The sequence below is a fragment of the Nostoc sp. PCC 7107 genome, from assembly GCF_000316625.1.
Classification (GTDB): domain Bacteria; phylum Cyanobacteriota; class Cyanobacteriia; order Cyanobacteriales; family Nostocaceae; genus Nostoc_B.
Genome location: NC_019676.1, coordinates 2,145,759 through 2,170,920, shown reverse-complemented (window position 1 = coordinate 2,170,920; position 25,162 = coordinate 2,145,759). Strand labels below are relative to the sequence as shown.

General features: G+C 41.3%; 19 protein-coding genes. 6 read left to right on the top strand and 13 right to left on the bottom strand.

Features of this window, described 5'->3' with window-relative positions; all coding sequences use genetic code 11:
- Nucleotides 1-67 precede the first annotated feature (67 nt).
- The 3 genes from NOS7107_RS28535 to NOS7107_RS09335 form a co-directional block, all read right to left on the bottom strand.
- On the bottom strand, nt 68-3,301 hold the full coding sequence (locus NOS7107_RS28535; protein WP_015112733.1) for a calcium-binding protein: 3,234 nt from the start codon (nt 3,299-3,301) through the stop codon (nt 68-70).
- Nucleotides 3,302-4,883: 1,582 nt separating this feature from the next.
- Nucleotides 4,884-5,651 carry a class II glutamine amidotransferase gene (locus NOS7107_RS09340; protein ID WP_015112732.1) on the bottom strand — a complete coding sequence of 256 codons (768 nt, stop codon included), beginning with the start codon at nt 5,649-5,651 and terminating at the stop codon, nt 4,884-4,886.
- A gap of 168 nt (nt 5,652-5,819) precedes the next feature.
- Nucleotides 5,820-7,259: an MFS transporter gene (locus tag NOS7107_RS09335; protein WP_044500672.1), complete on the bottom strand. Its 1,440-nt coding sequence runs from the start codon at nt 7,257-7,259 to the stop codon at nt 5,820-5,822.
- Nucleotides 7,260-7,331: 72 nt separating this feature from the next.
- Here NOS7107_RS09335 and NOS7107_RS09330 point away from each other — a divergent pair, with 72 nt between their 5' ends.
- Nucleotides 7,332-7,850 carry a phosphoribosyltransferase gene (locus NOS7107_RS09330; protein WP_015112730.1) on the top strand — a complete coding sequence of 173 codons (519 nt, stop codon included), beginning with the start codon at nt 7,332-7,334 and terminating at the stop codon, nt 7,848-7,850.
- Nucleotides 7,851-7,908: 58 nt separating this feature from the next.
- Here NOS7107_RS09330 and NOS7107_RS09325 read toward each other — a convergent pair whose 3' ends face one another.
- Nucleotides 7,909-8,826 (bottom strand): AEC family transporter, encoded by a 918-nt coding sequence (locus NOS7107_RS09325; protein ID WP_015112729.1) that lies wholly within the window; start codon nt 8,824-8,826, stop codon nt 7,909-7,911.
- Between the two features lie 100 nt (nt 8,827-8,926).
- Between NOS7107_RS09325 and NOS7107_RS09320 the strand changes: the two genes are divergently transcribed.
- A complete protein-coding gene (locus NOS7107_RS09320; protein ID WP_015112728.1) occupies nt 8,927-9,730 on the top strand; it encodes a D-alanyl-D-alanine carboxypeptidase family protein in 804 nt (267 codons plus the stop codon).
- A 338-nt stretch (nt 9,731-10,068) separates the two neighbouring features.
- Here NOS7107_RS09320 and NOS7107_RS09315 read toward each other — a convergent pair whose 3' ends face one another.
- Nucleotides 10,069-10,392 carry a hypothetical protein gene (locus tag NOS7107_RS09315; RefSeq protein WP_015112727.1) on the bottom strand — a complete coding sequence of 108 codons (324 nt, stop codon included), beginning with the start codon at nt 10,390-10,392 and terminating at the stop codon, nt 10,069-10,071.
- 302 nt (nt 10,393-10,694) lie between these two features.
- Here NOS7107_RS09315 and NOS7107_RS09310 point away from each other — a divergent pair, with 302 nt between their 5' ends.
- Both NOS7107_RS09310 and NOS7107_RS09305 read left to right on the top strand, forming a co-directional pair.
- Nucleotides 10,695-11,540 carry a GGDEF domain-containing protein gene (locus NOS7107_RS09310; RefSeq protein WP_015112726.1) on the top strand — a complete coding sequence of 282 codons (846 nt, stop codon included), beginning with the start codon at nt 10,695-10,697 and terminating at the stop codon, nt 11,538-11,540.
- Between the two features lie 95 nt (nt 11,541-11,635).
- Nucleotides 11,636-12,451, top strand: coding sequence for a DUF1838 domain-containing protein (locus tag NOS7107_RS09305; protein WP_015112725.1), 816 nt, complete (start codon nt 11,636-11,638; stop codon nt 12,449-12,451).
- 13 nt (nt 12,452-12,464) lie between these two features.
- On the opposite strand, the gene NOS7107_RS09300 is transcribed toward NOS7107_RS09305, so the two are convergent.
- The 4 genes from NOS7107_RS09300 to NOS7107_RS09285 all read right to left on the bottom strand — a co-directional run bounded on the left by NOS7107_RS09300 (nt 12,465) and on the right by NOS7107_RS09285 (nt 15,128).
- Nucleotides 12,465-12,941: an N-acetyltransferase gene (locus tag NOS7107_RS09300; RefSeq protein ID WP_015112724.1), complete on the bottom strand. Its 477-nt coding sequence runs from the start codon at nt 12,939-12,941 to the stop codon at nt 12,465-12,467.
- A 359-nt stretch (nt 12,942-13,300) separates the two neighbouring features.
- Nucleotides 13,301-13,669, bottom strand: a complete 369-nt coding sequence (locus tag NOS7107_RS09295) for a pentapeptide repeat-containing protein (protein WP_015112723.1) — start codon at nt 13,667-13,669, stop codon at nt 13,301-13,303.
- A complete protein-coding gene (locus NOS7107_RS09290; protein ID WP_015112722.1) occupies nt 13,659-13,973 on the bottom strand; it encodes a hypothetical protein in 315 nt (104 codons plus the stop codon). The genes NOS7107_RS09295 and NOS7107_RS09290 overlap by 11 nt, the downstream gene beginning before the upstream one ends.
- 102 nt (nt 13,974-14,075) lie before the next feature.
- Nucleotides 14,076-15,128: an aromatic ring-hydroxylating dioxygenase subunit alpha gene (locus NOS7107_RS09285; protein WP_015112721.1), complete on the bottom strand. Its 1,053-nt coding sequence runs from the start codon at nt 15,126-15,128 to the stop codon at nt 14,076-14,078.
- Between the two features lie 240 nt (nt 15,129-15,368).
- On the opposite strand from NOS7107_RS09285, the gene NOS7107_RS09280 reads away from it, so the two are divergent.
- Entirely contained in the window at nt 15,369-15,848 is a 480-nt protein-coding gene (locus NOS7107_RS09280; RefSeq protein WP_015112720.1) for a YbjN domain-containing protein, read from the top strand.
- 10 nt (nt 15,849-15,858) lie between these two features.
- Nucleotides 15,859-16,614 carry a biotin/lipoate A/B protein ligase family protein gene (locus NOS7107_RS09275; protein ID WP_015112719.1) on the top strand — a complete coding sequence of 252 codons (756 nt, stop codon included), beginning with the start codon at nt 15,859-15,861 and terminating at the stop codon, nt 16,612-16,614.
- On the opposite strand, the gene NOS7107_RS09270 is transcribed toward NOS7107_RS09275, so the two are convergent.
- From NOS7107_RS09270 to fusA, 4 genes are all read right to left on the bottom strand, one after another.
- Nucleotides 16,581-17,021, bottom strand: a complete 441-nt coding sequence (locus tag NOS7107_RS09270; RefSeq protein WP_015112718.1) for a hypothetical protein — start codon at nt 17,019-17,021, stop codon at nt 16,581-16,583. The two genes, NOS7107_RS09275 and NOS7107_RS09270, sit on opposite strands and share 34 nt — an antisense overlap.
- Before the next feature lie 195 nt (nt 17,022-17,216).
- On the bottom strand, nt 17,217-21,173 hold the full coding sequence (locus tag NOS7107_RS28530) for a pre-peptidase C-terminal domain-containing protein (RefSeq protein ID WP_015112717.1): 3,957 nt from the start codon (nt 21,171-21,173) through the stop codon (nt 17,217-17,219).
- 733 nt (nt 21,174-21,906) lie between these two features.
- On the bottom strand, nt 21,907-22,803 hold the full coding sequence (locus NOS7107_RS09260) for a bile acid:sodium symporter family protein (RefSeq protein WP_015112716.1): 897 nt from the start codon (nt 22,801-22,803) through the stop codon (nt 21,907-21,909).
- 249 nt (nt 22,804-23,052) lie between these two features.
- Entirely contained in the window at nt 23,053-25,056 is a 2,004-nt protein-coding gene (fusA, locus tag NOS7107_RS09255; protein ID WP_015112715.1) for an elongation factor G, read from the bottom strand.
- Nucleotides 25,057-25,162: the final 106 nt, after the last annotated feature.

Genomic DNA, 25,162 nt, shown 5'->3' with positions numbered 1-25,162 from the left:
TTACGCTGATGGCGTAACCTTGATTTTCTGTACTATTTAAATCGAATAATTAGTTTTGCAACAATTATTAAACAATCACAAAGTTACTGAAATCCAGTGCAGGCGTACCAGATATTTGTGCTAGTTGCACCTGTCTAAATGCACCAGTATTGCCATCTTGGTCAAAATACAGCGCACCGGTAGTATTGTTATAGATAAATCGCTGATCACCGGTAGTTGCAGATGTTCCTAAAGTAAACTGACTAATTGACAGCGCACCTGCTAATAAACCGCCACCAAAACCAGCAGATGATATCTGAATGATGTCATTACTTATACTGAAGTCAGTTATAGTGTCAGTCCCTTCATTGAAACTATTAAAGACAAAAGTATCTGCACCGCCACTCCCAGTGATCAGATCGTTATTTCTACCACCTATGAGAAAATCATTGCCATTACCACCGATGAGGGTATCATTACCAAGTCCACCGTCGAGGGTGTTATTCCCAGTCGCACCCACAGCCGACAGGGTATCACTACCACTGTCACCAGAGAGTAAGTTATTGCCGCTGGAATAGTCTACGGTTAATATGTCGCTACCATTGCCACCGTAGAGGGTATTAATTCCAAAACTACCAATAGCAGACAATTCATCATTACCCACGCCACCAGAGAGTAGGTTATTGCCAGTGGACTGAGCCACAATCAGGATGTCGTTACCACCTGCGGCGTTGAGTGTATTATTTCCTTCGGAAGCAACAGCATAAAGGTAATCATCAGCATTATCACCATTGAGGGTGTTATTGCCAGTGGAATCATCCACATTTAAGATGTTGCTACCAGCGCCACCGTTGAGGATGTTGTTACCAGATGAACCAATCGCCGACAGGTAATCATCACCACTCCCACCATTGAGGGTGTTATTGCCACTGGAATCATCTGCATCTAATGTATCGTCACCAGCATTACCAATGAGAATGTTATCACCAGATGAACGATAAGCTGTCAGGCTATCGTTTCCGTTGTAACCATTCAGCAGGTTATCTCCTGTGGAATCACTGACATCTAAGGTATCGTCGCCTTCGCCACCGTTGAGGTTGTGATTCCCAGATGTGCCGATAGCGAAAATATAATCATCACCAGCGCCGCCGTTAATTACATCATCGCCACCACTGCCACCAGAAAGTGTATCGTTACCGTTAGTTCCCACAATATTGTCATTGTAGGCTGTACCAATCAGCGTTAGGCTTTCGATGTTGCTGTAGTTAACTCGGTTAGTACCTGCGGTGATTCTACCGCTGTTGGTAAAAGCATTGTATGTAGAGGTAATGCCTGCTGTCGCATTGCTGTAATCAACAGAGAGAGTATCTTCTCCTACTCCACCATCAACTGTCTGTACGGCAAGTGGTGTTAATTCTTGTAATGCAGTACTGAGGTAGATTGCGTCATCACCATCGCCACCATTGAGGGTGTTACTCCCAGATGCACCCAGGGCATAAAGCTCGTCATCACCTGCACCACCATTCAGGATGTTATTACCAGTGGAATTATCAATGCTTAATGTATCGTCGCCTTCGCCGCCATCAAGAGTGTTATTCCCAGATGTACCAATGGCGTAAAGCGCATCATCACCAGCGCCACCATTGAGGGTGTTATTACCGCTGGACTGATCTACATTGAGGATGTCGTTTCCATCCTCGCCATTGAGGGTGTTATCGCCCTCAGACGCAACCGCAAACAGATCATCATCATTCGCACCACCATTGAGGGTGTTATTGCCGATGGACTGATCGACGTTTAATATATCTTCCCCATTACCGCCGTTGAGAGTGTTATTTCCTTCGGAACCAAGCGCCGAAAGCAAGTCATCACCTGCACCACCATCAAGGATGTTATTACCTGTTGATTCATCTACATCTAATGAATCATCACCTGCGCCGCCATTTAGAGTGTTATCACCAGACGAACGATAAGCTGTCAGGATATCGTTACCGTTATTCCCATTCAGTTGGTTATCCCCTGTGGAATCGCTCACATCTAATGAATCGTCACCAGTACCACCATTGAGGATGTTATCACCAGATGCAGCGATCGCCGTAATATAATCAGCACCCCCATCACCATTGAGGGTATTATTACCTGTGGAATTGTCAGCGTTTAACGTGTCTTGATTATTACCACCATTGAGGGTGTTGTTTCCAGAAGCACCAATGGCGTAAAGCTCATCATTCCCATTCCCACCATCGAGGGTGTTATTACCTCTGGATTGATCTGCAATTAATCTATCGTTACCGCCTTCACCGTTGAGGGTGTTATCGCCCTCAGACGCAACCGCAAACAGATCATCATCATTCGCACCACCATTGAGGGTGTTATTGCCGATGGACTGATCGACGTTTAATATATCTTCCCCATTACCGCCGTTGAGAGTGTTATTTCCTTCGGAACCAACCGCCGAAAGCAAGTCATCACCTGCGCCACCATCGAGGATGTTATTACCTGTTGATTCATCTACATCTAATGAATCGTCATCAGCACCGCCGTTGAGGGTGTTATCTCCAGACGAACGATAAGCTGTCAGGGTATCGTTACCGTTATTCCCATTCAGTTGGTTATCCCCTGTGGAGTCACTCACATCTAAGGTATCGTCACCTACTCCACCGTAGAGGATGTTATTACCAGATGAAGCGATCGCTGTAATATAATCAGCACCCCCATCACCATTGAGCCGATTGTTACCTATAGAATTGTCCGCATTTAAGGTGTCTTCCCCATTCCCAGCATTGAAGATGTTGTTTCCAGCAGCGCCAATCGCATACAGTTCATCATTACCAGCACCACCTTCAAGTAGGTTACTTCCGTCAGAATAATCCACAATTATTCTGTCGTCACCTGCACCACCGCTGAGGGTGTTATTCCCCTCGGAAGCAATGGCAGAAAGATCATCATCATCATTGCCACCATTCAACACATTATTACCGGTTGACTGATCGACATTTAAAATATCTTCCCCATTTGCGCCGATGAGGGTATTAATCCCAGACGAAGCAACTGCCGACAAATAATCATCACCAGCACCACCATTCAGCACGTTATTGCCAGTTGATTCATCCGCATCTAATATATCGTCACCATTGCCTCCGTTGAGAATGCTATTACCAGATGAACTATAAACAGAAAGGGTATCATCACCAGTGCCTCCATCTAGAATGTCGTCACCGCCATTACCTGTGAGGGTATCATTTCCCGCAAAGCCTCTAATAATCTCATCGCCATTGGTGCCAATGAGATTATCATTGCCATTGGTGCCATTAATTGCCATAACTTTTACCTAAAATAAATCTGTTGTTTCAGTAACTGGAAAATTTTTAAATTACAGCTTGCGCTGTTTTGTAAGACAAAACTATGCCAAAATTGGCGCTCTTAGCATAGTTTTTATAAGCGTAGAAGCAATACAATTTGGTTAAATTTCCAAGGCACAATTTGCAACATAATGTTGGCTTTTGCTGTCGCATTAACTAAGTACAAACATATTTAACTCAAGCACATTAGCTAATATAATGAAAGTAATTTTTTATAAAGTTTTACCTACTATTTTTGCAAAAACACACAGAGATAACATATTTATTTCCCCGCTTGATTGCTAAGTGTTATTGAATATGATTCTCTTAAAAATATCGGAACAGTTTGTTCGTAAAATGAGCAAGTTTATATAGAACTGAGCAACTTTTCTCCGATATAGCTAGGCGACAAACAGCACCATCAAAACAATACAATCTTAAATAACCCTTAAATAACCAAACTAATCTTTCATACAAGCGAAGTACCATACTCTTTGATCATGATCACAGAGTGAATATATACTCATAGCAAGCTATCTGCTGTATTGTTTCTCTCAAATTGGTATGTATTATATTTTTAGCCGTTATCTCTGCACTTTCTGTGCCTCTATGAATTCCAACACAAACATTTATGTTTAGGCTTTATTTCCACCATCCTTTGATCATTAGCGATCGCTAATAAAGCATCGACAAATCAAGCTTAAAGATGTATGTGACACAGAAAGGCACTGCCATGATGTCATTGTGGGCTGTTGCCCATGATTATTTAGCTTAGTAGCTAGGTAATATCTAAATAATTTATTGAAATTGTACTGTATATTTACTGAGGTGTCTATTCTCACCAAAGGCATCTTTACATACTCTTTACAGTCATTAGCAAAGGTATATAAATAAGCATACCAATACTTGTATTTGTGTATTATTCACTTTTTGATAGCGAAGAAATATGCTACAGGAAGTAAATAGAAAAATTCCCTTTAATAAAATGGGTATTAGTTCGGTCGCCTTGGTTAGATATTGTCAGGATAATTATGTGATCCATTCATGAATGAAAAATAAAAAGATTATTAACCTATTCCTTTATTTATGGTGATTAGGATTTATAATTACTATTCAAGCTTTTGTAATTTTTCGTTGTTAATAAAGATTGTTAATTTTTTTGTAGATATGCGATTTTTTTGCGAAAATTTACAATCAATTTATAACGCCTGAATACAACTTGTGCATGATACAAAATCTTGATATATCAGCCCAAGTTTGGATATGGAATAATTCCCCTAAAAGTAAAAAATAAATCAAAAATTTTGCTTAAACTTAAATTATTTTTTATCAAAACTTATACTTTAGATTAAAATAGGACTTACGCAAAAATTCCCAAAAAGCTTAATTTATCGTAGAAACGAAGTAGCTTCCCGCAGAGTAGCAATCGTAAAGATTGGGATTGCTACTCTCTAAGACGCAAACGCAAACGCGCAAAATGCTTATCAGCCATTTAACTGGAATAACAATACAAATTATTTATTAAAAACGCATATCTTTACGAGAAATATATCTATTTTTTGGCTATTTTTGGGGTAGTCCGTCTTGAAAAACCAGTAGTTCTCCTGGTTGGATTGTTGTCCAGACTTCATTATCAGTAAGAGGGGTAGTAGCAATGACAGCGACGCGATCGCTTGGCGAAGTCAACTCCCGAAAATCCACAGTCATATCTTGATCAATTGAGTGGGCGGCTGCAAAGGGGGCTTGACGCACAATGTAGGTAAGTTTCGTGGAACAGTGGGCAAAAAAGTGTTCTCCATCCGATAACAAATAGTTAAAAACTCCTACTTTGGCTATTTCAGCCGTAATTTGACGCAGGACAAAATTAAGTTTGTCTAAGGGAGGTTTACCATGCGGAAAAGCTTCTCGTAGAGTTTCTAGGATGATGCAGAATGCTTTCTCACTATCAGTGTTTCCCACTGGTTCGTAAAAACCCATATTCTGGGGATGAAAATCTGGTAAATTGCCATTGTGGGCAAATACCCAATACCTACCCCAAAGTTCTCTTTGGAACGGATGACAGTTTTTTAAGGCTACCTCACCCTGAGTTGCTTTACGGATATGGGCGATAACATGGGTAGAGTGGATGGGATAGCGCCGTACCAAATCTGCTACTGGAGATGTAACAGAAGGTTTGTCATCTAACAATAGCCGACATCCCTTTCCTTCAAAAAATGCAATCCCCCAACCATCATTATGATCATCCGTTTTGCCTCCCCGTGCTGAAAAACCCTCAAAGGAAAAACAAATATCTGTGGGAACATTGCAATTCATCCCTAGCAGTTGGCACATAATTACTAACTATTTAGTTTGATTTTGGAAAAATTGAAAGATTCAGATACCCCACTTCTTTAAAAATTCGGGTATTTCGGTGTTATAGAGTATTAAAAACACATTGTTGTAGATAATTTCAGTTCAAATAGTGCAGAAAAACATTTGTTTAGGAAAAATTCCAGATTCCTAGCTTTCCAGTGTTTCCCGACGCTCTTTTAGTTTTAACAATATTTCTGCGTGCATTTCACGAGTAATTGGGTAAAAATATGTCAAAACTAGACCACAAATTAAACAAACAGTTGGTATGGGGCCGACAGCAAAGCGAATAGCTGTGAGTGCAGATTCTGGTTGAATAGGTAGAGTTGTTTGTCCAACAACAGCTTCTTTAAAACCAGCAGATTGTAAGGCGTTACCTACTAAAAATAGCCCAAAAGCTAATCCAAATTTCTGCAACAAAACCATAAAACCATAAAATATACCTTCGCGGCGTTGTCCAGTTTGGAGTTCATCTAATTCAATCACATCAGGAATCATTGACCAAGGAACTAAATAAGCTGTAGACACACCAACGCCAGCCATCATCGCCATAATATACATCAATACTAATTGACCAGGCTGTAAGAAAAATAATCCGGCGGCGGCGATAATCCATAAACTCATACCGAGAAAATAAACCAATTTTTTGCCAATTTTTTTACTTAAATGACTCCAGACGAACAACATAACTAAGGCAGTACCTTGAACAGCAATCATCACTGTCGGTACATCTGCTTCTTTCAGACCCATGCAATTAGTAACAAAATAGGGAATGATGCTGGCGGTGATTTGCACACCTAGCCAAGAAAAAAGATATATCCCAATCACAAATAGAAAAGGTCGATTAGTAAAAACGATTTTTAATTGTTCAAAAAATGGTAGAGATGGCGGTTCTGCAATTTGGATACGTTTGGCTTCAAAAGCTAAGATGCGATCGCGGACTCCAAAAATGCACCAATATAAAGAGATGACGGAAATTACAGTACAAATTACCGCTAAAACAAAATACTGTTGTTGGCGGTCAGCAATTTGAGAAAAAACTATTTGCGCCAAAATCAACGATAAAATACTGCCACCAATGGAAAAAGTAAACCGGAAACTATTGAGACTGGTGCGTTCATCATAATCTTGAGTCAGTTCAGGAGTCATTGCTGTGTAGGGCAAATTCACAACAGTGTAAAAAACCTGAGAAATCAACCCAATTACCACGTAATACCAGAACAAAGCCGAAATATTAGTACTGCGATCGCTACTAAATTGCGGTACAATCCACTGCAAGAAAAAGAAAATCCCAAAAGGAATCGCACCATATAACATCCACGGAAGCCGACGACCCCAGCGCCGAGATTTTGTTTTATCAGTCAAAGTTCCAACAAAAGGATCGTTAACTGCATCCCAAATTTTGCCAATCAACAACACGCTACCAGCTAAACCAGCCGGCAGACCAGCAACATTTGTAAAAAAAACTAGCAAGAAAAATATCGAAATATTGGCAGTAATCGCCGGGCCTAAATCACCCGCACCATAAGCTAGTTTTGTTTTAAAATCTAGTTTTGGATTCAAATCTCTATTTTGGGCAGAATCGTTCATCATATTTTGGCGCTCTTACTAAAATAAAAAATTTGCGATCGCTATCAGTATTACCTCAAAATCACTTTCTTTATGCCAGACCTTTACGTTTCTTGGTCAGAATATCACTATAAAATTGAACAACTGGCGGTTCAGGTGTATCAATCTGGTTGGGAATTCAACCAAATTGTCTGCCTAGCCAGAGGCGGACTGCGAGTCGGAGATATTATTTCGCGGATCTATCAAAAACCACTGGCGATTCTAGCTGCATCATCTTACAGTGGCCCCGGTAAGCAAGAAAGAGGTCATCTCACCTTTTCTCATCATTTGACAATGACTACTGAACAGTTAGGTTCCCACATTCTTTTAATTGACGATTTGGTAGACTCTGGAATTACTCTTCAACAGACAATTCCTTGGTTACGGGAAAATGTCGATTCTGCCATTGCAGAAGTTCGCAGCGCCGTTATTTGGTATAAAGCTTGTTCGGTCATCAAGCCCGATTATTACGTTGATTACTTACCAGATAATCCCTGGATTCATCAGCCCTTTGAACATTACGAACATACCAATCCCGCTGCTTTGGCAGAAAAGATGAGTCAACTTTGTTGAAAAAAAGGCAGGAAGTAGGAGTTATCAATCAAAAAAGCAATATTAAATATTGACTAGTTCAAAACAACCACAGCCAAACAGGTAAAGTCACCAGCAACAATATCACACCCAGTGCTAAGGAAGTCACAGCGAGGTCGCGGTCAAGATCGAAGGTTTCGGCTAACACCATTGTGGCAAATGCTGGTGGCATAGCCATTTGTAAAACAATTACCTTGGCAGCAGAACCAGTCACGCCAAAAAGTGATAAAGTACTGCCGAGCAGTAGAGGTACTAGGAGCATTTTGATTGCCAAGCTGACAGCCGCTTGTGGGACTCTTTGCCAAGAATTGAGTAGGGAGAGTCGCATTCCAATTAAGGCTAGAGATAAAGCGACAGCACACCACCCCAATTTCTCTAGATAAAATTCCGCAGTAGTAGAGATGCTAACTTGGCGAAACAATAAGCCAAAACCAAAACTCCACAGGGCGGGATTAATCAAGATGGCTTGAGCCATTTGCCAGTAGTTTGTCCCACCGTAGCCAAAACGAGATGCTAGGGCGACACCCAGACCGTAAGCGCCAAATAATGACCCTAATAAATCGTAAAATAAAGCCCAGGCAAAATAATCTTGGCCTACCATTGCTAAAGTCACAGGAAAGCCGATATAACCAGTGTTGCCTACCATTGCCGCTAAAATAAAACTTCCCTGAGTCGGGTGCTGGAAAGTTGTATTTGTCAGATAAGCTTGGCCTTTAATAGTTAACCAAGCCAAAAATGCACCCAAAAAAATTGCTAAATGAGCGATCGCCGGAGCAATCCAAATCTGTGCCGATAAGTCAGCTTGACGTAAGAAAGCAACAATACTTACAGGTACTCCTACCCAAAAAAGCAACTGACCCAAACGCGTTGGAACTGTGGTAGGCAGTTTCCGTCCCAGGAAAAATCCGATTAAGATTAAGCCTACCAGTTTGACGTATAGTTCTAGGAGGTTTGCCAAAATTTCCCTAACAAAGACAGATGTAAAATGTACCGAATATGCTAATCTCTGTCCAGTCTACAATCTGTTATGAATTTTGCACAAAAGCAGGAGTTAACCCTTGAATAAAGCTGGGTTTTCTGGAAAACCCCCAAACTCGTCCGGTGATCCAGGTGATGACATTCCAGTGGCTTTACGCGATACTCCTGATGTCACATCTAAGACACCTTTACAACCTTTGGTTCTGCTCATTGGGGGAGTCGCGGGATTTATCCTGCTGGCTGTAGTTAGTGGTTTTTTCTTTTCTCTCACTACACCGAAAAAAACAGCCGATTCTCAATCGCCACCTGCTAATCCTCTAACCACTAATAGTTCTGGAAGTCCCCAAGATAATAATGCAGTATTGGGACATTTAGCCTACCCAGAAGCACCAGAGTCGGAGTTAGCACCAATTACCGCAGATCGCCGCATTAGAATGCGAAAGACGGCGGCGGAAAAATTTCGCGCCATGACGCAAGCCGCGCGGAGTGCGGGTGTAATTTTAGTGCCAATTTCTGGCTTTCGCTCTGTGAAAGAACAAGAGCAATTATTTTTTGAGGTGGGGGCGCAGCGAAATCAAACTCCAGCCCAAAGAGCCGCCCTCAGTGCGCCGCCTGGCCACAGTGAACATCACACTGGTTATGCGGTGGATATTGGAGACGGAACAGCATCAGTGACTAATCTCCAGGCTGACTTTGATAGAACAAAAGCTTTTGGGTGGCTACAAACAAATGCAGCCCGCTTTGGTTTTGAGATGTCTTTCCCTCAAGATAATGTGCAAGGTGTGAGTTATGAACCTTGGCATTGGAGGTTTGTAGGCGATCGCCAAAGTCTAGAAATGTTCTATAAAGCCAGAAATTTAAAACCAGCTAAGACATCACCTTAAAGAAGAGAGAAGTCAATCCAAAATTGATTGACTCCACCCTAAAATGTAGAGCTTGATAGCGCAGTGTTAGCGAGTCGTCAAGCGTCGGATTTTAGATTGGCGTTAGCGAAGCTTACGCAGCCAGTATTTTGGATTAATTCCGCCCTGAAGGGGTGGGGCTTGTACAGAAGATTCCCCATCCAAAATCTCAAATCCGAAATCTCAAATTTTTCGGTCAGAATTCCGCATCAATTAGTGGCTGGTCTTTTCCCTACTAATTGACAATATAAAATTCAATTTTGAATTCTGACTCCTGACTCCTTAATTCTTATGAGTGACAAACAATTTTTGGGAGGACTTTATTTTTCCGCATTTTCAAAATCTGTTAATGCACAGGCAAACTCTCTAAAACATGTTTTAATTAACACCTCTCTCATCCCTCTCTCTAAAGAAGAATTACGGATCATATCTGTTAATTCCAAGAATAGATAGGAAACAACAAAACGGTCTTGGCGGTCAAATTGTTTGAGACAATTCAATGTAAAGTCATAAAGCTCGGTTTTTCTGGGCTTACTTTCTTCTTCCCAAATTTTGAATGCAAGTTGAAAAGTTTTTAAGCGGATCTCACTGATATTGTAGGAAGTGTCTTTGTAGCGAATTGACACGCGTTGAGGCAGTTCCATAGGTTTTGGTGTAGAGAAATAATGTGAAGTATTATTCAGGCGTTTTTTCCTTTATCCGGAGAAATGTCCCATAATTAAGGAGATTATCTGAAGTTGTAACTTGCTCAACTGTAACTATGTATCAAACTACTTGTGTTGCCTAAAGTAGCTACTTAAATTCAGAATCATTACTTTTATTTATTATCCCCAGTGTAGATTTTTCAGATTGACAAAGTAAAAAATATATGGTTGGGTGAAAAATACGGGGTAAGCTGATAACCCACAAAGAACTGCAAAAAATGTTGCAGTTAAGCTGAGGGAATATGAATTTAATCAAAATATTAGAGATTCAACCTAAATGGTGCGTAATATCGCTCAGTGCCTTCTTAATAGCCTTGATAGGTTGGTTAGATTACCAAATACCGCCAGAAATTTTAATAGCAATTTTTTATTTAATTCCGATTGGTATTGCCACATGGTTTGCTGATAACTGTAGTGGGGTATTATTTTCTTTGATTAGTGCAATTACAAATTTTTTGGTCAATCAAAGACCCAATTTTCACTATTTACACCCTCTAGTACCTTATTGGAATACGATTGTAGTTCTAGTATTTTTCTTATTTACTAATTATCTTTTATCACAACAAAAAGTCACATTAAAAAACTTAGAACGGCTGGCTCGCACCGATGCTTTGACAGGATTACATAATAGGGCTTTTTTTTTGGAATTAGTAAATATTGAAATTCATAAATCTTTAAGACATAAAGAACATTTAACTATTGCTTATTTTGATGTAGACAATTTTAAATATATTAACGATCAATTTGGACACACTGTTGGCGATCGCCTACTATGTTTAGTGGCAGAAAATGCTAAAAATAATCTGCGTAAAATTGATATAATTGCCAGAATAGGTGGTGATGAATTTGCCATTTTATTGCCACGCACTGGTTATGAAGCATCAGAAATAGTATTACAGAGATTGCAAAGAACTTTATCATCTGCTATGCAGGAACAACATTGGCCTGTCACATTTAGTATTGGTGCAATCACTTTTATTAAACCACCACTTTCGGTTACTGAAATGATCGAAAAAGCCGATAATTTAATGTATGGTGCCAAAAAAAAGGGGAAAAACTTACTTCGCCACGAATTATCACCAAATTAAGCTTGAGCATAAAATCTAAAATTTAACATTGCTAGTCGTCATTTTGATCTATTTAAGACTACTCTTTGTTTAGTCAGTTAACGAGGTAATCAGAAATGGTAGCAGAAGTTAAAGAATTAGAGGCGCACCATTGGGTAAAAACTCGCTCTTCTCTCGACTCTAGTGAATCTACATTTTTAACTTGGAAAGGGAAAATTTATAGTTTTATTCCCGGAGAGAAAAGAAAACTTTTATTTAAAATGTTGGGAGTGAGTGTCAGTAGATGTATTTCCACAGAAAAAGGTAGTTGGGATTTCACTTCTCGTGAACTGACTTATTACTTAAACCCAGAAACAGAAGAGATTTTGCCTAAATGGAAAAATCCTTGGACTGGTGAAACTGTACCTGTGTTACACGTTGCGAATAATCCTGTGCAAGGACATTTTAAAGATAAATTTCCAGCGCAAGTCGAGGGAGACAGCACAACTTTTGTCTTTGATATTTTTCCGACATATCCAAATCCCTTAGCAGAAAATCCCAAATTTGCTGAATATAGCCCTTATGAAACTTACCAAGCCGCAGAATTATTTAAATTGACTGTCCCCACCGCAGATTTATTTAACACAGAACTCAATTCAGTTTCTCAGCTTAAACTGAGTTGGGATAGGATTGGTCAATGGTTGCCTTGGATGAAAATGGGCGATCGCACTGGTAATCTCATCTATAGTGCAGTAGGTAGCAAAGTTGGCGGTTTAGCAGAATTACCCCAACTACTACAAGATGAAATTAATCACCGTGTTCCTTTATATAAACAAGCTCCCAAAGCATTTGCTGATGGGGAAGATATGACATCTTGGTTATACTTCCAAAAGCATTTTGACGCTTACTTAGCAGGTGAAATCTTTCCCTTACCAGCCGCAGAAGAATTGTAATTTGGTGTGTGGTCTATTCCGCATTCAACGCCTTGCGGAACACCACCTTATCTTCCCCTGCCTTGTAGAAGTCACGAATACGCGCCTCCTCCTCAAAACCGCACTTTGTGTAGAAAGCCCGCGCTCTGTCATAGCTGGGAAGCCCTGAAGTCTCGACCAACAAAATCCGCTGACCACTTGCCCGTAAGGCATTTTCCACATACTGCACTAACGCTTTTCCTCGCCCTTGCCTCTGGTACTGGGGATGCACAACAATCATTAACAAGTCCCATGTCCCATCCGTAAACGGGGCAGGTGCGTAGTAAGCAACCCCGCACGGCTCCCCATTTTCCTCATCGGTGAGCCACAGATGACCGTCGCCGATGTTACCGCTGAAGTAATTCTCCAGCATGTTGCTCAGTTCTGCGGTTTCGTTCGCGGGGAATAACTCAGCTGCTACAGCGATCGCGATTAACGCTGCTGCATCATCGGGCGTACTAGCTCGAATCATAGGCAACTCCAGTGCTGTCTATTCATCATATTTATGGGTGTCTGTACTGCCTACCAATGTACACGATACAGATAGCTTTCCTCCGCGCACTGATGAGTTATACCATTTTTGATTTGAAATTTTTGGATGGGTAATTTCTGTCTAAGTTTGGGTTTTCTCAAACCATCTGTCGCACTCATTTTTCAAATGGAACAGGACTTACGCACAGGCTACGGAAAATCGTAGACGCGATCGCGGCTTGCCGCAGGCTACCACAGAGACGCAGAGGTCACGGAGAAATGAGAGTTTGAGAAGTGTTTTGCGTAAGTCCTATGGAAATTAACTGGATGGCAAGTATTAAGTGACTCAACCTGCCAAAATTAAAACTTCCGCATATTCCTACAAACAGGATCAAATCCTTTAGAAAAGACCGTACTGTCATCATAATAAGCTCCACTCAAATCTGCACCATACAGTTTAGTAAAGTTGAGTTTAGCTCCCCGGAGATTTGCTTCTTTTAATTTGACACCGCATAAATTAGCTCTTGTCAAATTCGCCTTTGCAAGATTAGCTTGACTTAAGTCTGCTCCCCAGAGTTTAGCTTTGGCGAGGTTAGCTTGACTCAAATCGGCTCCCCACAGATTAATTCCCGGTAAGTAAGCGGAGATTAATCTAGCTCGACTTAAATTTGCAGCCGGAAAATATCTTTCACCTGCATCGTAACTGCGCTTGAGTTGTTCAGCATCCATGAGTAGTGTTGACCTTTTTCAGTAATAGAGAAGTAATGTGTTCCCATTCCTGGTTTAGCTCGCCGACAAACTCTGGTTGACTACTGCGGTGATACCAGTAACGTGCATTATGCAAATCACCTTCTTGGCGATGTAAGTAGGCGTGAACCCAAGCACTATCAAGATCATTGGCATTTTGAACTATTTCGTGAGCTTGGTTCCAATTGCCTTTTTTGTCATACCACAGAGCTTGCAGTGCTTTTGGTAGGGTTTGCGGACATGAGGCTTGTTTGTCGATCAATCGCAGGAATTCTTGAGTATTCACGATCGCCACTCCACAACTATCAAACCTATTTCTAAGATACTTGGCGATCGCCCTTCATTACAATTATTATTGCCAGTTACAAATAGATAATTGACTGATATCTCAGCCTAATCTCTCAACTTGACTCCGTATTAGTTTCTGCACACTCACTAAAGCTCGATTTAATTCATAATTGCGTCTTTGGCGATTTTGCAAATATGCTTGTTGTTCTTCCTCAATCATTTCTACATCTTGCACTACTAAACCATCAAGTAATTTTTTGGCTGCATTAAATAAACTATCTTTAATAAATCGGCGAAACCATACAGGTAATTTATGTAATCGCCAAAAAGCGTTGAGTGAGGTGAAATGAATTAAATAAGCTTTAGTTTGAGTTTCACTTACAGGACACAATAAACAATAAATTTTAAAGTCTTTGCCTAGAGTGGATTGCCAATGGGGATAGATATAACTTACATCCAATGGTTCAGGATGTAGTTTTCGCAATGCGGGAAAAAATAACTGAGATATCGACCAAATTTTATCTATTTTGTAATAACTTTGGGCTGTATAATGAGCATCTACACGGTAATCATCTTCATCAATATCTTGTAAAGATGCTGCCGCCCAAGCTTGTAAATCTTGATGTAAATGCCCGTGATACATATCCATCAAGTTTTCAATTAAATAAGAATAATGGGCTTGACAGTTAATCACTGCAACCGAAGCAATATAATTCAAATGTTCCCATTCTGGTAAACCTAAAGGTTGATTAGAATGTTCTCCATCACCAGGAAATAACCAAATAAAACCGTCTTGTTCTTTGACTGGGTAGCGACGAATTTGACAGTTTGGCAATTTTTGATTTGCTGCTAAATAAGGAACCTCTGTACACTCGCCGGAGGAATTGAAACGCCAACCGTGATAAGCACATTCCAATTCATTACCGATAACTTGGCCGTGGCTCAGTTTAACTTGACGATGGGGACAGCGGTCTTCTAAAGCGTGAATTTTACCTGTGCTGTCGCGGTAAAGTGCGATCGCCTGATGCCAAATTATCACGCCTACAGGTTCATGTGTTACCTCATGACTCGGTGCAACTACATACCAGTGATTAGGATTAATCCCCAATTGACGAACATCACAAGTTTGCACAGCTTGAGAGAGAGATGACATAATTCAGCCTATCCTTTTCCGCGTTAGTCTGGTCACTGATGACCAGATTATCACCTAGGGAGCTAAAACTAATTTTGCTGACAAGTTATAAAGTATGTGTAGTTGTAGCAGAATTCAGGAGTCAGATTCCGAAAATCAGGAAAATGGGCATTTAAACCCATTTATTCATCCTGAATTTTGATTCCTGGCTGCTGAATTCTCTGTTGATCAACCAGTAAACATATTAAATCGATAATTTCTATGGCAAGCTACCCAGAAACCCTAACTAACGATGAATTCATTCAGGAACTACTTGAGGAGAAAACAATTATCAACCATGTAGAAGTAATTGAAAACGTCATCGACTCCTTAGAACAAGATGACAGTGCAATGGTTAGCCACACTCCAGAAGGTGCTTATCTCTGGAAGTTTAACTACGGTAGCGTGGAAGTGTTTGTTCAACTCACGGGGACAACCGATGAAGACACAATCACAGTGTGGTCTGTGGTATTAAAGTTACCCGCCAAAAATGAACCAAAATTAATGCGCCAACTTTTAGAGATGAACTGCTCTGGTACTTTTGAAGCTCGTTTTGGCATAATTGAAAATCAAGTCGTGGTGATTTCAACACGCACACTAGCCGAGTTGTCTCCTGGGGAAGTTTCACGGTTAATTACAATTGTCGCCACGATCGCCGACAACAACGATGAAGCTTTACAATCTAAGTTTGGTGCAGCTTAAGTAATAATTAATGTCCAACAAGCAGGTATGGCGACTGATTCCTTTCTTAGAAGCCTCTGGTAATGTGCAGATGGCGATCGATAAATGGTTATTAGAACAGCACCATTCCAGAAAGCATCCTCCAACTCTGCGCTTTTATACTTGGTCGCCAGCTGCTATTTCTCTCGGTTATCATCAAAAACAATATCCCCAAGCATGGGAAAATTTAACTTGGCAAGGTGAAAAACTAGATGTAGTGCGCCGTCCCACTGGTGGTAGAGCAGTATTACACCAAGGCGATTTAACATACACTGTAGTTACATCGGGTTTAGCTGGAAACCGTTTACAAGCATATACAAAAATTTGTGAGTTTTTAATTCAAGGATGGCGATCGCTCGGCGTAGAATTAACCTACGGTACATCTGGGCGGGGCTACATCCATAACTCTAACTGCTTTGGGACAGCGACAGGTGCAGATTTAATTTTACCCAATGGTGCAAAACTCATCGGTAGCGCCCAACTCAAACGCAGTGATGTAATTTTGCAACATGGTTCCATTCGCTTGCAACCAGATGCGGAACTGTTTACCCAGGTATTTGGTACAGAGTCGTTAACTAACGTGCAGTTTCCTCAAAGTATCGAACAAATTATCACAGCCTTGATTGCTGCTGCAAAAGATTGTTTTGATATGGAAATAGAAGTCCAACCATTTTCACAACTGGAATGGGAGGAAATTATGGTCTACTCAAATCATCAAAATGCGGCATTTTCATCGTTGAAGAGTTGAACCTCAGTAACTTGGTTATTTATCACCTGAACAGAAGCAAAGCTCCCATCTCCTAAAAATTTATTCAAATAAAGATCCGCACCATACTCTGCTAATAAGGTATATTCTCCAGAAGGCAACCCTACCTGAAACTTTCCATTAGCATCACTCACTGTCCAACCAATCAACCTAGGATGTTTTTGTGCTTTGTCTAAAGACCAACGAGGAGACCCAGTGCTGAGAATTTTTCCAGAAAAGATCCAAATTTTTGTCTTAACTGGCTGTGAATTTCCTTTCGATTCATCAGGTTGATTCGTCGGTATCTGATTACCACTAAGATAAACAACAAAACCATTAATTCCTTGAGACTGAGGAGGAAGTTGTTGTTGGGAAAGAGTAATCGGCCCAGAAAATTTCACCTGTGTCATTGAATCAGCACCTCCAACCAAATTTCCCCCTGTGAACGAGGCACTACACCCCAGAATTAAAATTAATATTGCTTGCTTGATTGTTACAAACTTTTTGATCAGCTTCATAGGTTAAATTGCGGCGCTAGGAACAAGAATTAATGTTAGCGGAACATTGATTTACTTATGTTCCGCTTGGCAAATGGTTAGCAGAAGCTAGAACAATCTGACACTAGAATCAGTGAGAATACTTCGCACTTGAGCATGAGTTAGGTTGCGATTTGCACTTAACATCAACGCTACTACACCAGCTACATGGGGAGCCGCCATAGAAGTCCCACTGGAAAAGCCATAGCTATCACCAGGAATAGTTGAGTAGATCTGCACTCCAGGCGCAACGATATGCTGTATGGCATTGTTAGTACCTGCTCTGTTTGAGAAGGAAGCAATATTACGGTTAATATCAATTGCACCAACAGACAAACCATACTGAGTTGCATAATAAGCAGGAGTACCAGGAGAAGCCAGACTGCTATTGCCTGCGGCGCTGACTGTAATGACGTTGCGGCTGGCAGCATAAGCTAGAGCATCTCTCAATTCGGTTGAATCACTCCATCCCAAACTCATATTGATGACATTGGCACCATTATCTACGGCATAGCGAATTGCGGCAGCAAGACTACCAGCATTGGTGAATCGTCCTTGATCATCAACATCTCCCATCCGAATCGCCATGATCCGAGACTGGTGAGCAACCCCCGTAATACCTACCCCATTATTACTCGCAGCAATTGTTCCAGCTACGTGAGTTCCATGTGTTTGACCCCTAGAAGTCGTTCCTGGCAAGATGTTATTGTTATTTTGATTCTGACCAAAATTCCAACCATTCACATCATCTATGTAGCCATTGCGATCGTCATCAATTCCATTCCCAGCAATTTCTCCAGCATTACGCCAAATGTTATTTCTGAGATCAGAGTGGTTAATATCTACCCCTGAGTCAATCACAGCAACTACCACACCTTGCCCTGTATAACCTCTAGCCCAAGCTTCGGGAGAATTGACCAAATCATTCCCCCAATTGTTACCGCCTAAATTGGCAACATCGGCAAAAGGAGTTGTCTGCCCAATCGCCCTAGCTACAGCAGCAGCGGCATTCACCAAACCATATCCATAGGTGGAGTTAAAATTACCAGCAGCATTAGCTGTCAGCACCAATTGATAGTTAGTATTACCAGTAGAAAAAGGATACACTCGAACATAGTAAGTGCCAGTAGCCAAAGTACGAGTAATCAATTCTGTACCCAATCCACTGGCAACTGAACTAGCAATAATCTGGCCACTACTGTTTAGCAATTGCACATCTGCGTCAGCATTCAACCCACTTAACGCCAGACTAAAGTTACTATTTTGGGTGACGTTGAAACGATAGTAATCATTGGTATCACTACTACCAACAAAATCTTGGAAGGTACGACTACCCGTCAGAGTACCAATGTTTCGGGCAGCCGCTAAAGTATTACCAGCACCATCTGTTAATGTAACGGCTGCGGCAGAAAGAGTTAAGTTGTAGTTGGTACTACTAGTATAAGGATAAACTCGAATATAGTAAGTACCTGCGTTCAAGGTACGAGTAATAGATTCAGAGAGAGAAGATTCTCCGTAAGAGCCTTGAATTAATCCACCAGTACTGTTGAGCAGTTGTACATCTGCATCTGAACTTAGACCATTCAGGAGTAAATTAAAGTTACTAGTTTGGGTGAGGTTAAAACGATAGTAGTCATTGGTATCAATTGTGCCTACAAAGTCTTGGAAAGACTGACTACTACTAAGAGTGCCAACGTTGCGAGCCGTGGCTAAAGTATTACCAGCACCATCTGGCTGAGACACTGCGGTAGCAGCAAGTGTTAGGTTGTAATTAGTATTGCCACTGTAGGGATACACTCGAACGTAATATGTCCCTGCTGTTAACTGTCGGTTGATGCTTTCAGCACTTGAGCCACTAGCCGCAGAACTGACAATTACCCCACCAGTGCTGTTGAGCAGTTGTACATCTGCATCCGCACTCAGACCATTCAAGGCAAGGCTAAAATTGCTACTCTGAGTCAGAGCAAAACGGTAATAGTCGTTGGTGTCAATACTACCCACAAAATCTTGGAAAGAACGACTGCTACTCAAGTTGCCAATGTTTCGAGCTGTGGCTAAAGTATTGCCTGCATTATCAACTATGGTGGGAATGGCAGTTGCCGAGAGTGCTAAAGTATAATTTGTATTTCCACTGTAAGGATATACTCGGACATAGTAATTTCCAGCAGTTAACTGACGGCTGATATTTTCTGATGCTGTTCCTGCTAAAGCAGAACTTTGAATAGTCGCACCACTACTATTGAGCAGTACAACATCGGCATCGTCAGATAAACCACTTAAATTCAAGCTAAAGTTGCTGGCAGTACCAAGGGTAAAACGATAGTAATCATTTGTGTCTGTACTACCAACAAAATCGTTAAATGTTTGCGTACTGCTTAAGGTGCCAATGTTACGGGCTAAAGTTAGGCTGTTACCAGCATCGGCACTGGCTGTGAGGCTGAGGCTATAAGAAGTGTTCGCACTACCGTAAGGATATACTCTGACGTAATAATTTCCAGCGGCTAAGTGACTGTTAATACTCTCTGATGTTGTGCCACTTAAAGCAGAACTTTGAATAGTCGCACCACTACTATTGAGCAGTACAACATCGGCATCGTCAGATAAACCACTTAAATTCAAGCGAAAGTTGCTGGCAGTACCAAGGGTAAAACGATAGTAATCATTGGTGTCTGTAGTACCAACAAAATCGTTAAATGTTTGCGTACTGCTTAAGGTGCCAATGTTACGGGCTAAAGTTAGGCTGTTACCAGCATCGGCACTGGCTGTGAGGCTGAGGTTATAAGAAGTGTTCGCACTACCGTAAGGATATACTCTGACGTAATAATTTCCAGCGGCTAAGTGACTGTTAATACTCTCTGATGTTGTGCCACTTAAAGCAGAACTTTGAATAGTCGCACCACTACTATTGAGCAGTTCAACATCGGCATCCGCCGACAAACCACTTAAATTCAAGCGAAAGTTGCTGGCAGTACCAAGGGTAAAACGATAGTAATCATTGGTGTCTGTAGTACCAACAAAATCGTTAAATGTTTGCGTACTGCTTAAGGTACCAATGTTACGAGCTAAAGTTAGGCTATTACCGGCATCGGCACTGGCTGTGAGGCTGAGGTTGTAAGAAGTAGTGGTACTACTGTAAGGATATACCCGTACATAGTAGTTTCCAGCAGTTAAGTGACTGCTAATGCTTTCAGAATTTGACCCGCTATTGAGGGAACTAGCGATCGCAACTCCACTACTATTGAGCAGTTCAACATCTGCATCAGCTGATAAACCACTTAAATTCAAGCGAAAGTTGCTGGCAGTACCAAGGGTAAAACGATAGTAATCATTGGTGTCTGCACTCCCAACAGAGCCAGAATAAGTTCGATTACCGCTTAACGTACCAACATTTACAGCTGTTCCAATGGTGTTGTCAAATTCAACGGCAACATCTACACCATCTAAATTTAAAGTACCGCGATCGTCTTCACCTCTTAACCGAGCCAACTCTTGATCACTAATTGCTTGACCTAACACAATCTGACTCAACAGTTCACCCTCGTCTCCTGGTGTATCACCGCCAGAATTAAACTGCTGATCTAGAGCATGACCATACTCTTCTAGCAAAACCTTTGCTAGTCCTGTCAACGGATCTTGCTGAGTCAGAGTTTCTGACAAATAGATTGTATTTCGTTCAGCAGAATAAGCGCCTACTGCACCTTGCAACTCTGCATTACTCAAAAAGAGAATGTCTGGACGATCTGTGAAAACTTTATTCTGCCAGTCTGCTAAACGAGTTGCTACTGCACTGGCATTTTTAATATCAAAAACAAAGTTCAGCTTTTCATAAGCGTTGGGAGTCTGGGCGAATTCTTGCAGCTTACTCTCGATGAAATCCAGCGCGATCGCTAGAGAAGCAGAAGTTTGGCTTTGACCAAGTTGTTGTTTGGATAAGTTTTGCAGTGGATTTTGTAACGGATCTAGTTGATTGGTGAGAGAGTCTGGAAATGGTAAATGCTCGTTAGTGTTGCTATGAAAGGTATCCATAAATGCTCTGTCTTGGTATTTAGCTTCGATAGTTTGGGAATATTTGTCTTGAAAACAGACTTAATTGGTATGACAAAATGAGCATTGTTAATTGCCTAAGAGCAAAAACTATGCTTTAACTGGTATATTTACAATGCTTCTTATCAAAAAAGGCTTTTACGCGTTATATGCTAACATAAATATAATGTTCTTAAGAATATAGTTTACGTAAATATACTTATTGTGTCAATTAAGTAACTAGATAATGTTCATCAAAATTCAAAATATCTATAGGACTTACGCAAAAAAACTCTCAAAGTCTCATTCCTCTGTGAACTCTGCGTCTCTGTGGTAGCCTGCGGCAAGCCGCGATCGCGTCTACGATTTTCCGTAGCCTGTGCGTAAGTCCTGTATCTAGAGCAAAACTCTGTTGTAGAAATGAATGCAGCGTTTCTGTATTGCCATTTGCTACATAGATAAAAAAATTGTTAAATATTCTTGCCTGGAAACTACTTAAATTCAAAACCACCAAAACACAAAGGATACTAAGTTGAAGCGTGAGAACAACCTTAGTCATCTTCCTGATGGAGCATTGAAAGACTTTTAGTATATGATACCAATCTGAAAAATAATTGCGACAGATTGAGTGCTGAAAAGCTTACCAACAAAACCTTTCACAATCCAAAATCCAAAATGGTATGAGTATCATTTCCGTAGCTACTTTATGACTCAGCAACGCCTGATTTTACCTATGCTAAACCTTGCTTTCTAGAGGTTGTGAAATCGGAGTAGTTGCAGCTAACTTTCTGCCGTAGTTAATAGCAATCAACCCTGTCACATACATAAATAAACTGTAAACCGCTGCGGGGATTGCCATATCAGGATTGTTGAGTAATCCGGCGGTAATGGCGATCGCTAATGTACCATTTTGAATTCCCACCTCAATGGCTATGCAGATTTGCTGAGGAGGATTGAGGTTGAATAGTTTGCTAATATAAAAACCCGCCAGCATTGAAATACTATTCAACAGCAATACACCAACTCCCACTTGCAAAATAAAGCCAGGGAGGCGATTCCACTCACGAATAATTAGTAAGAGAATAATTATTGCCAAGAAAGCGACTGCTAGACGGCTAGTCACCTTTTCTAGACGAAGGGCGACTTCTGGGAATAACTGACGCACTCCCATTCCTAAACATATTGGCAGAAGTGTCATCAGAAATATTTGAACTATTGTTGCACCAATAGGTAGAGCGATCGCCGCAGTTTGTCCGATGAAGTGTTGATATGCGAGGTTTGCCAATACCGGAATTGTCAAGACGGTAATCAGACTACTAAAAGCTGTCAAAGTCACCGATAGAGCAACATCACCTTTAGCCAGGAATGTAATTACATTGGAAGATACCCCACCTGGACAAAGTGCAATTATGATTAAACCCATAGCAATGGTTGGTTGCATGGGTACTAATTTAGCAATAGCAAAACCAATAATCGGTAAAAGAACTAACTGACTAATCAAGCCAATGGTGACAGCTTTGGGATATTTCTTTACGCGTTGGAAATCTTCTGGTGTGAGAGATAAACCCATTCCTAGCATAATAATTGCTAAGGCTATGGGTAGAACAACCGTAGTTAAAAAGCTTGCTTCCATAATGAATATTTATAAGAATGACACAATAAGTTAGAGATTTATCGGTAAAACAAAATTATTAGCTGTTTCGTGCTGATTTCTATCTTAAACTGCTGGTATAGGCAGAAACATTATCAAACAGTATTGCTTTCTTTACAAGCGTATAGGCGAGTATTAATGCCAAGGAAAACCCATCGCAATAACAAAAGGGACACAAAATAATTGTGTCCCTAAATAAACTAATTCAAGATGCTAGTTGCAAATGTGGATTTAAGACTGACGATAACAGGCGAATTCCATTGAAAAAGTCGCCATCCCGGATGTGAGCGATCGCAATTCTGTAGAATAGCCAAACATCTGCACTAGTGGAACTTCGGCGCGAATCACTGAATATCCTTGCATTGTTTCGGAACCCAACAACAAGCCGCGCCGGGATGATATATCGCCCTGGACTCTACCCATGAACTCGTTTGGTGTTTCCACTTCGACAAGCATAATTGGTTCGAGGATATAGGGTTTGGCTTTGGCGATCGCATTTTCCAGGGCTTGATGTGCAGCGGAACGAAACGCCAACTCGGAAGAATCAATTGGATGATAGGAACCCCCATCCAACACGACTTTCACCCCAGTTACCGGATAGCCAGAAAGTTTTCCTGATGCCATCGCCTCGCGGAAACCTTTCTCACAAGCGGGGATATACTCTTTAGGAATCGCACCGCCAACTACCCGACTCTCAAACACAAATGGCTGATCTGTTGGTTCAATCCACCCAGTAATATGAGCGTATAGACCAACACCACCTGATTGTTTTTTCAGACGGTAGTCAAATTGAGTTTTTTGCCCAATGGTTTCCCGGTAAGCCACGGCGGGAGTACCCACATAAACTTCCGCATTATATTCTCGTTGAATTCGCTCTACGTAAATATTTAGATGCAGTTCACCCATCCCAGAAATCAAGGTAGCGCCTGATTCGGGGTCAATACTCAAGCGAAAGGTAGGGTCTTCCCGTTGAAAGCGGTTGAGGGCTTTGGCTAGGCGTTCGCTATCTTCCTGTTTTTTGGGTGTAATTGCCAGTGTAATTACTGGTTCTGGCACAAACATCCTTTCCAGAGATACTAGTGTTTCTCCGGTACAGAATGTATCACCAGAGGCACAATCCACACCCAACAAAGCCACAATATCCCCAGCCACTGCAACTTTCACCTCTTCGCGCTTGTTGGCGTGCATTCGCACCAAGCGCCCGATTTGCACTCGTTGTTCGGTACGAGAGTTATAAACGGTATCGCCTGACTTTAACGTGCCAGAGTAAATCCGGGTGTAAGTTAGCTGTCCAAAGGATTCAACGGTAAGTTTGAATGCCAAAGCTACTAAGTCCGCATCGGGATCTGGGTAAACACTGACTGATTCTGCGGTTTTGACTACTTCTCTATCTATGGGAGACGGTAAATAAAGGGCGATCGCATCTAAAAGATTCTGCACGCCTTTATTTTTGAATGCGGAACCTAGCAGTACTGGTGTCAGTTCTAGCCTCAAGGTTGCTTGGCGGATAACTTGCCAAATAAGTTCCGAAGAAATCTCCTGATCTGCCAATAGCATCTCAGTCATCTCTTCTGAGAACAAAGACAAGCTATCTAGCAACTTCTCCCGCGCCTGTTGGGCTGCTGCTACCAAACCGTCGGGAATTGGTTGTTTGACCAAATTTTCGCCATTTTCGCCCTCAAAGTAGTGCGCTTGCATTGTCACTAAATCAATCACACCTTGGAAGTTATCTTCACTACCGATGGGATATTGCAACAATACAGCATTTAATTGCAAGCGATCGCGGATTGCCTGGACGACACGAAATGGATCTGCACCCATCCGATCCATTTTGTTAATGAATGCTAGACGCGGTACACGATAGCGTTTCATCTGGCGATCTACTGTGATGGACTGGGATTGTACACCCGCCACAGCGCACAAAACCATCACAGCCCCATCCAGCACCCGCAAGGCACGCTCTACTTCAATCGTGAAATCCACATGACCTGGTGTATCAATTAAATTAATTTGAATATCATGCCACTGACAAGTTGTTGCAGCGGAGGTAATGGTAATACCATGTAGCTTTTCCTCCGGCATAAAGTCCATTGTTGCCCCCTTACCGCCGCCTCTTACCTCCTCAATAGTATGGATTCTGCCTGTGTAGAAGAGAATTCGCTCTGATAGCGTAGTTTTACCAGAATCGATGTGGGCAGAGATACCAATATTGCGGACGCGTGTTCGGGGAATCATAACCTTTCCTTTTTGTTTAAGGGACAAATAGTTACCACTGAAGTGGTAATATATTCATGTATTATATTTGTATTACATAAAAAAGACAAGGCTGATCATCCAGAAA

Excerpts from the sequence above, each read along its gene's own strand:
- NOS7107_RS28535 (WP_015112733.1), bottom strand. The coding sequence starts at position 3,301 with ATGGCAATTAATGGCACCAATGGCAATGATAATCTCATTGGCACCAAT.
- NOS7107_RS09340 (WP_015112732.1), bottom strand. The coding sequence starts at position 5,651 with ATGTGCCAACTGCTAGGGATGAATTGCAATGTTCCCACAGATATTTGT.
- NOS7107_RS09335 (WP_044500672.1), bottom strand. The coding sequence starts at position 7,259 with ATGAACGATTCTGCCCAAAATAGAGATTTGAATCCAAAACTAGATTTT.
- NOS7107_RS09330 (WP_015112730.1), top strand. The coding sequence starts at position 7,332 with ATGCCAGACCTTTACGTTTCTTGGTCAGAATATCACTATAAAATTGAA.
- NOS7107_RS09315 (WP_015112727.1), bottom strand. The coding sequence starts at position 10,392 with ATGGAACTGCCTCAACGCGTGTCAATTCGCTACAAAGACACTTCCTAC.
- NOS7107_RS09310 (WP_015112726.1), top strand. The coding sequence starts at position 10,695 with ATGAATTTAATCAAAATATTAGAGATTCAACCTAAATGGTGCGTAATA.
- NOS7107_RS09305 (WP_015112725.1), top strand. The coding sequence starts at position 11,636 with ATGGTAGCAGAAGTTAAAGAATTAGAGGCGCACCATTGGGTAAAAACT.
- NOS7107_RS09300 (WP_015112724.1), bottom strand. The coding sequence starts at position 12,941 with ATGATTCGAGCTAGTACGCCCGATGATGCAGCAGCGTTAATCGCGATC.
- NOS7107_RS09295 (WP_015112723.1), bottom strand. The coding sequence starts at position 13,669 with ATGGATGCTGAACAACTCAAGCGCAGTTACGATGCAGGTGAAAGATAT.
- NOS7107_RS09285 (WP_015112721.1), bottom strand. The coding sequence starts at position 15,128 with ATGTCATCTCTCTCTCAAGCTGTGCAAACTTGTGATGTTCGTCAATTG.
- NOS7107_RS09280 (WP_015112720.1), top strand. The coding sequence starts at position 15,369 with ATGGCAAGCTACCCAGAAACCCTAACTAACGATGAATTCATTCAGGAA.
- NOS7107_RS09275 (WP_015112719.1), top strand. The coding sequence starts at position 15,859 with ATGTCCAACAAGCAGGTATGGCGACTGATTCCTTTCTTAGAAGCCTCT.
- NOS7107_RS09270 (WP_015112718.1), bottom strand. The coding sequence starts at position 17,021 with ATGACACAGGTGAAATTTTCTGGGCCGATTACTCTTTCCCAACAACAA.
- NOS7107_RS28530 (WP_015112717.1), bottom strand. The coding sequence starts at position 21,173 with ATGGATACCTTTCATAGCAACACTAACGAGCATTTACCATTTCCAGAC.
- NOS7107_RS09260 (WP_015112716.1), bottom strand. The coding sequence starts at position 22,803 with ATGGAAGCAAGCTTTTTAACTACGGTTGTTCTACCCATAGCCTTAGCA.
- fusA (WP_015112715.1), bottom strand. The coding sequence starts at position 25,056 with ATGATTCCCCGAACACGCGTCCGCAATATTGGTATCTCTGCCCACATC.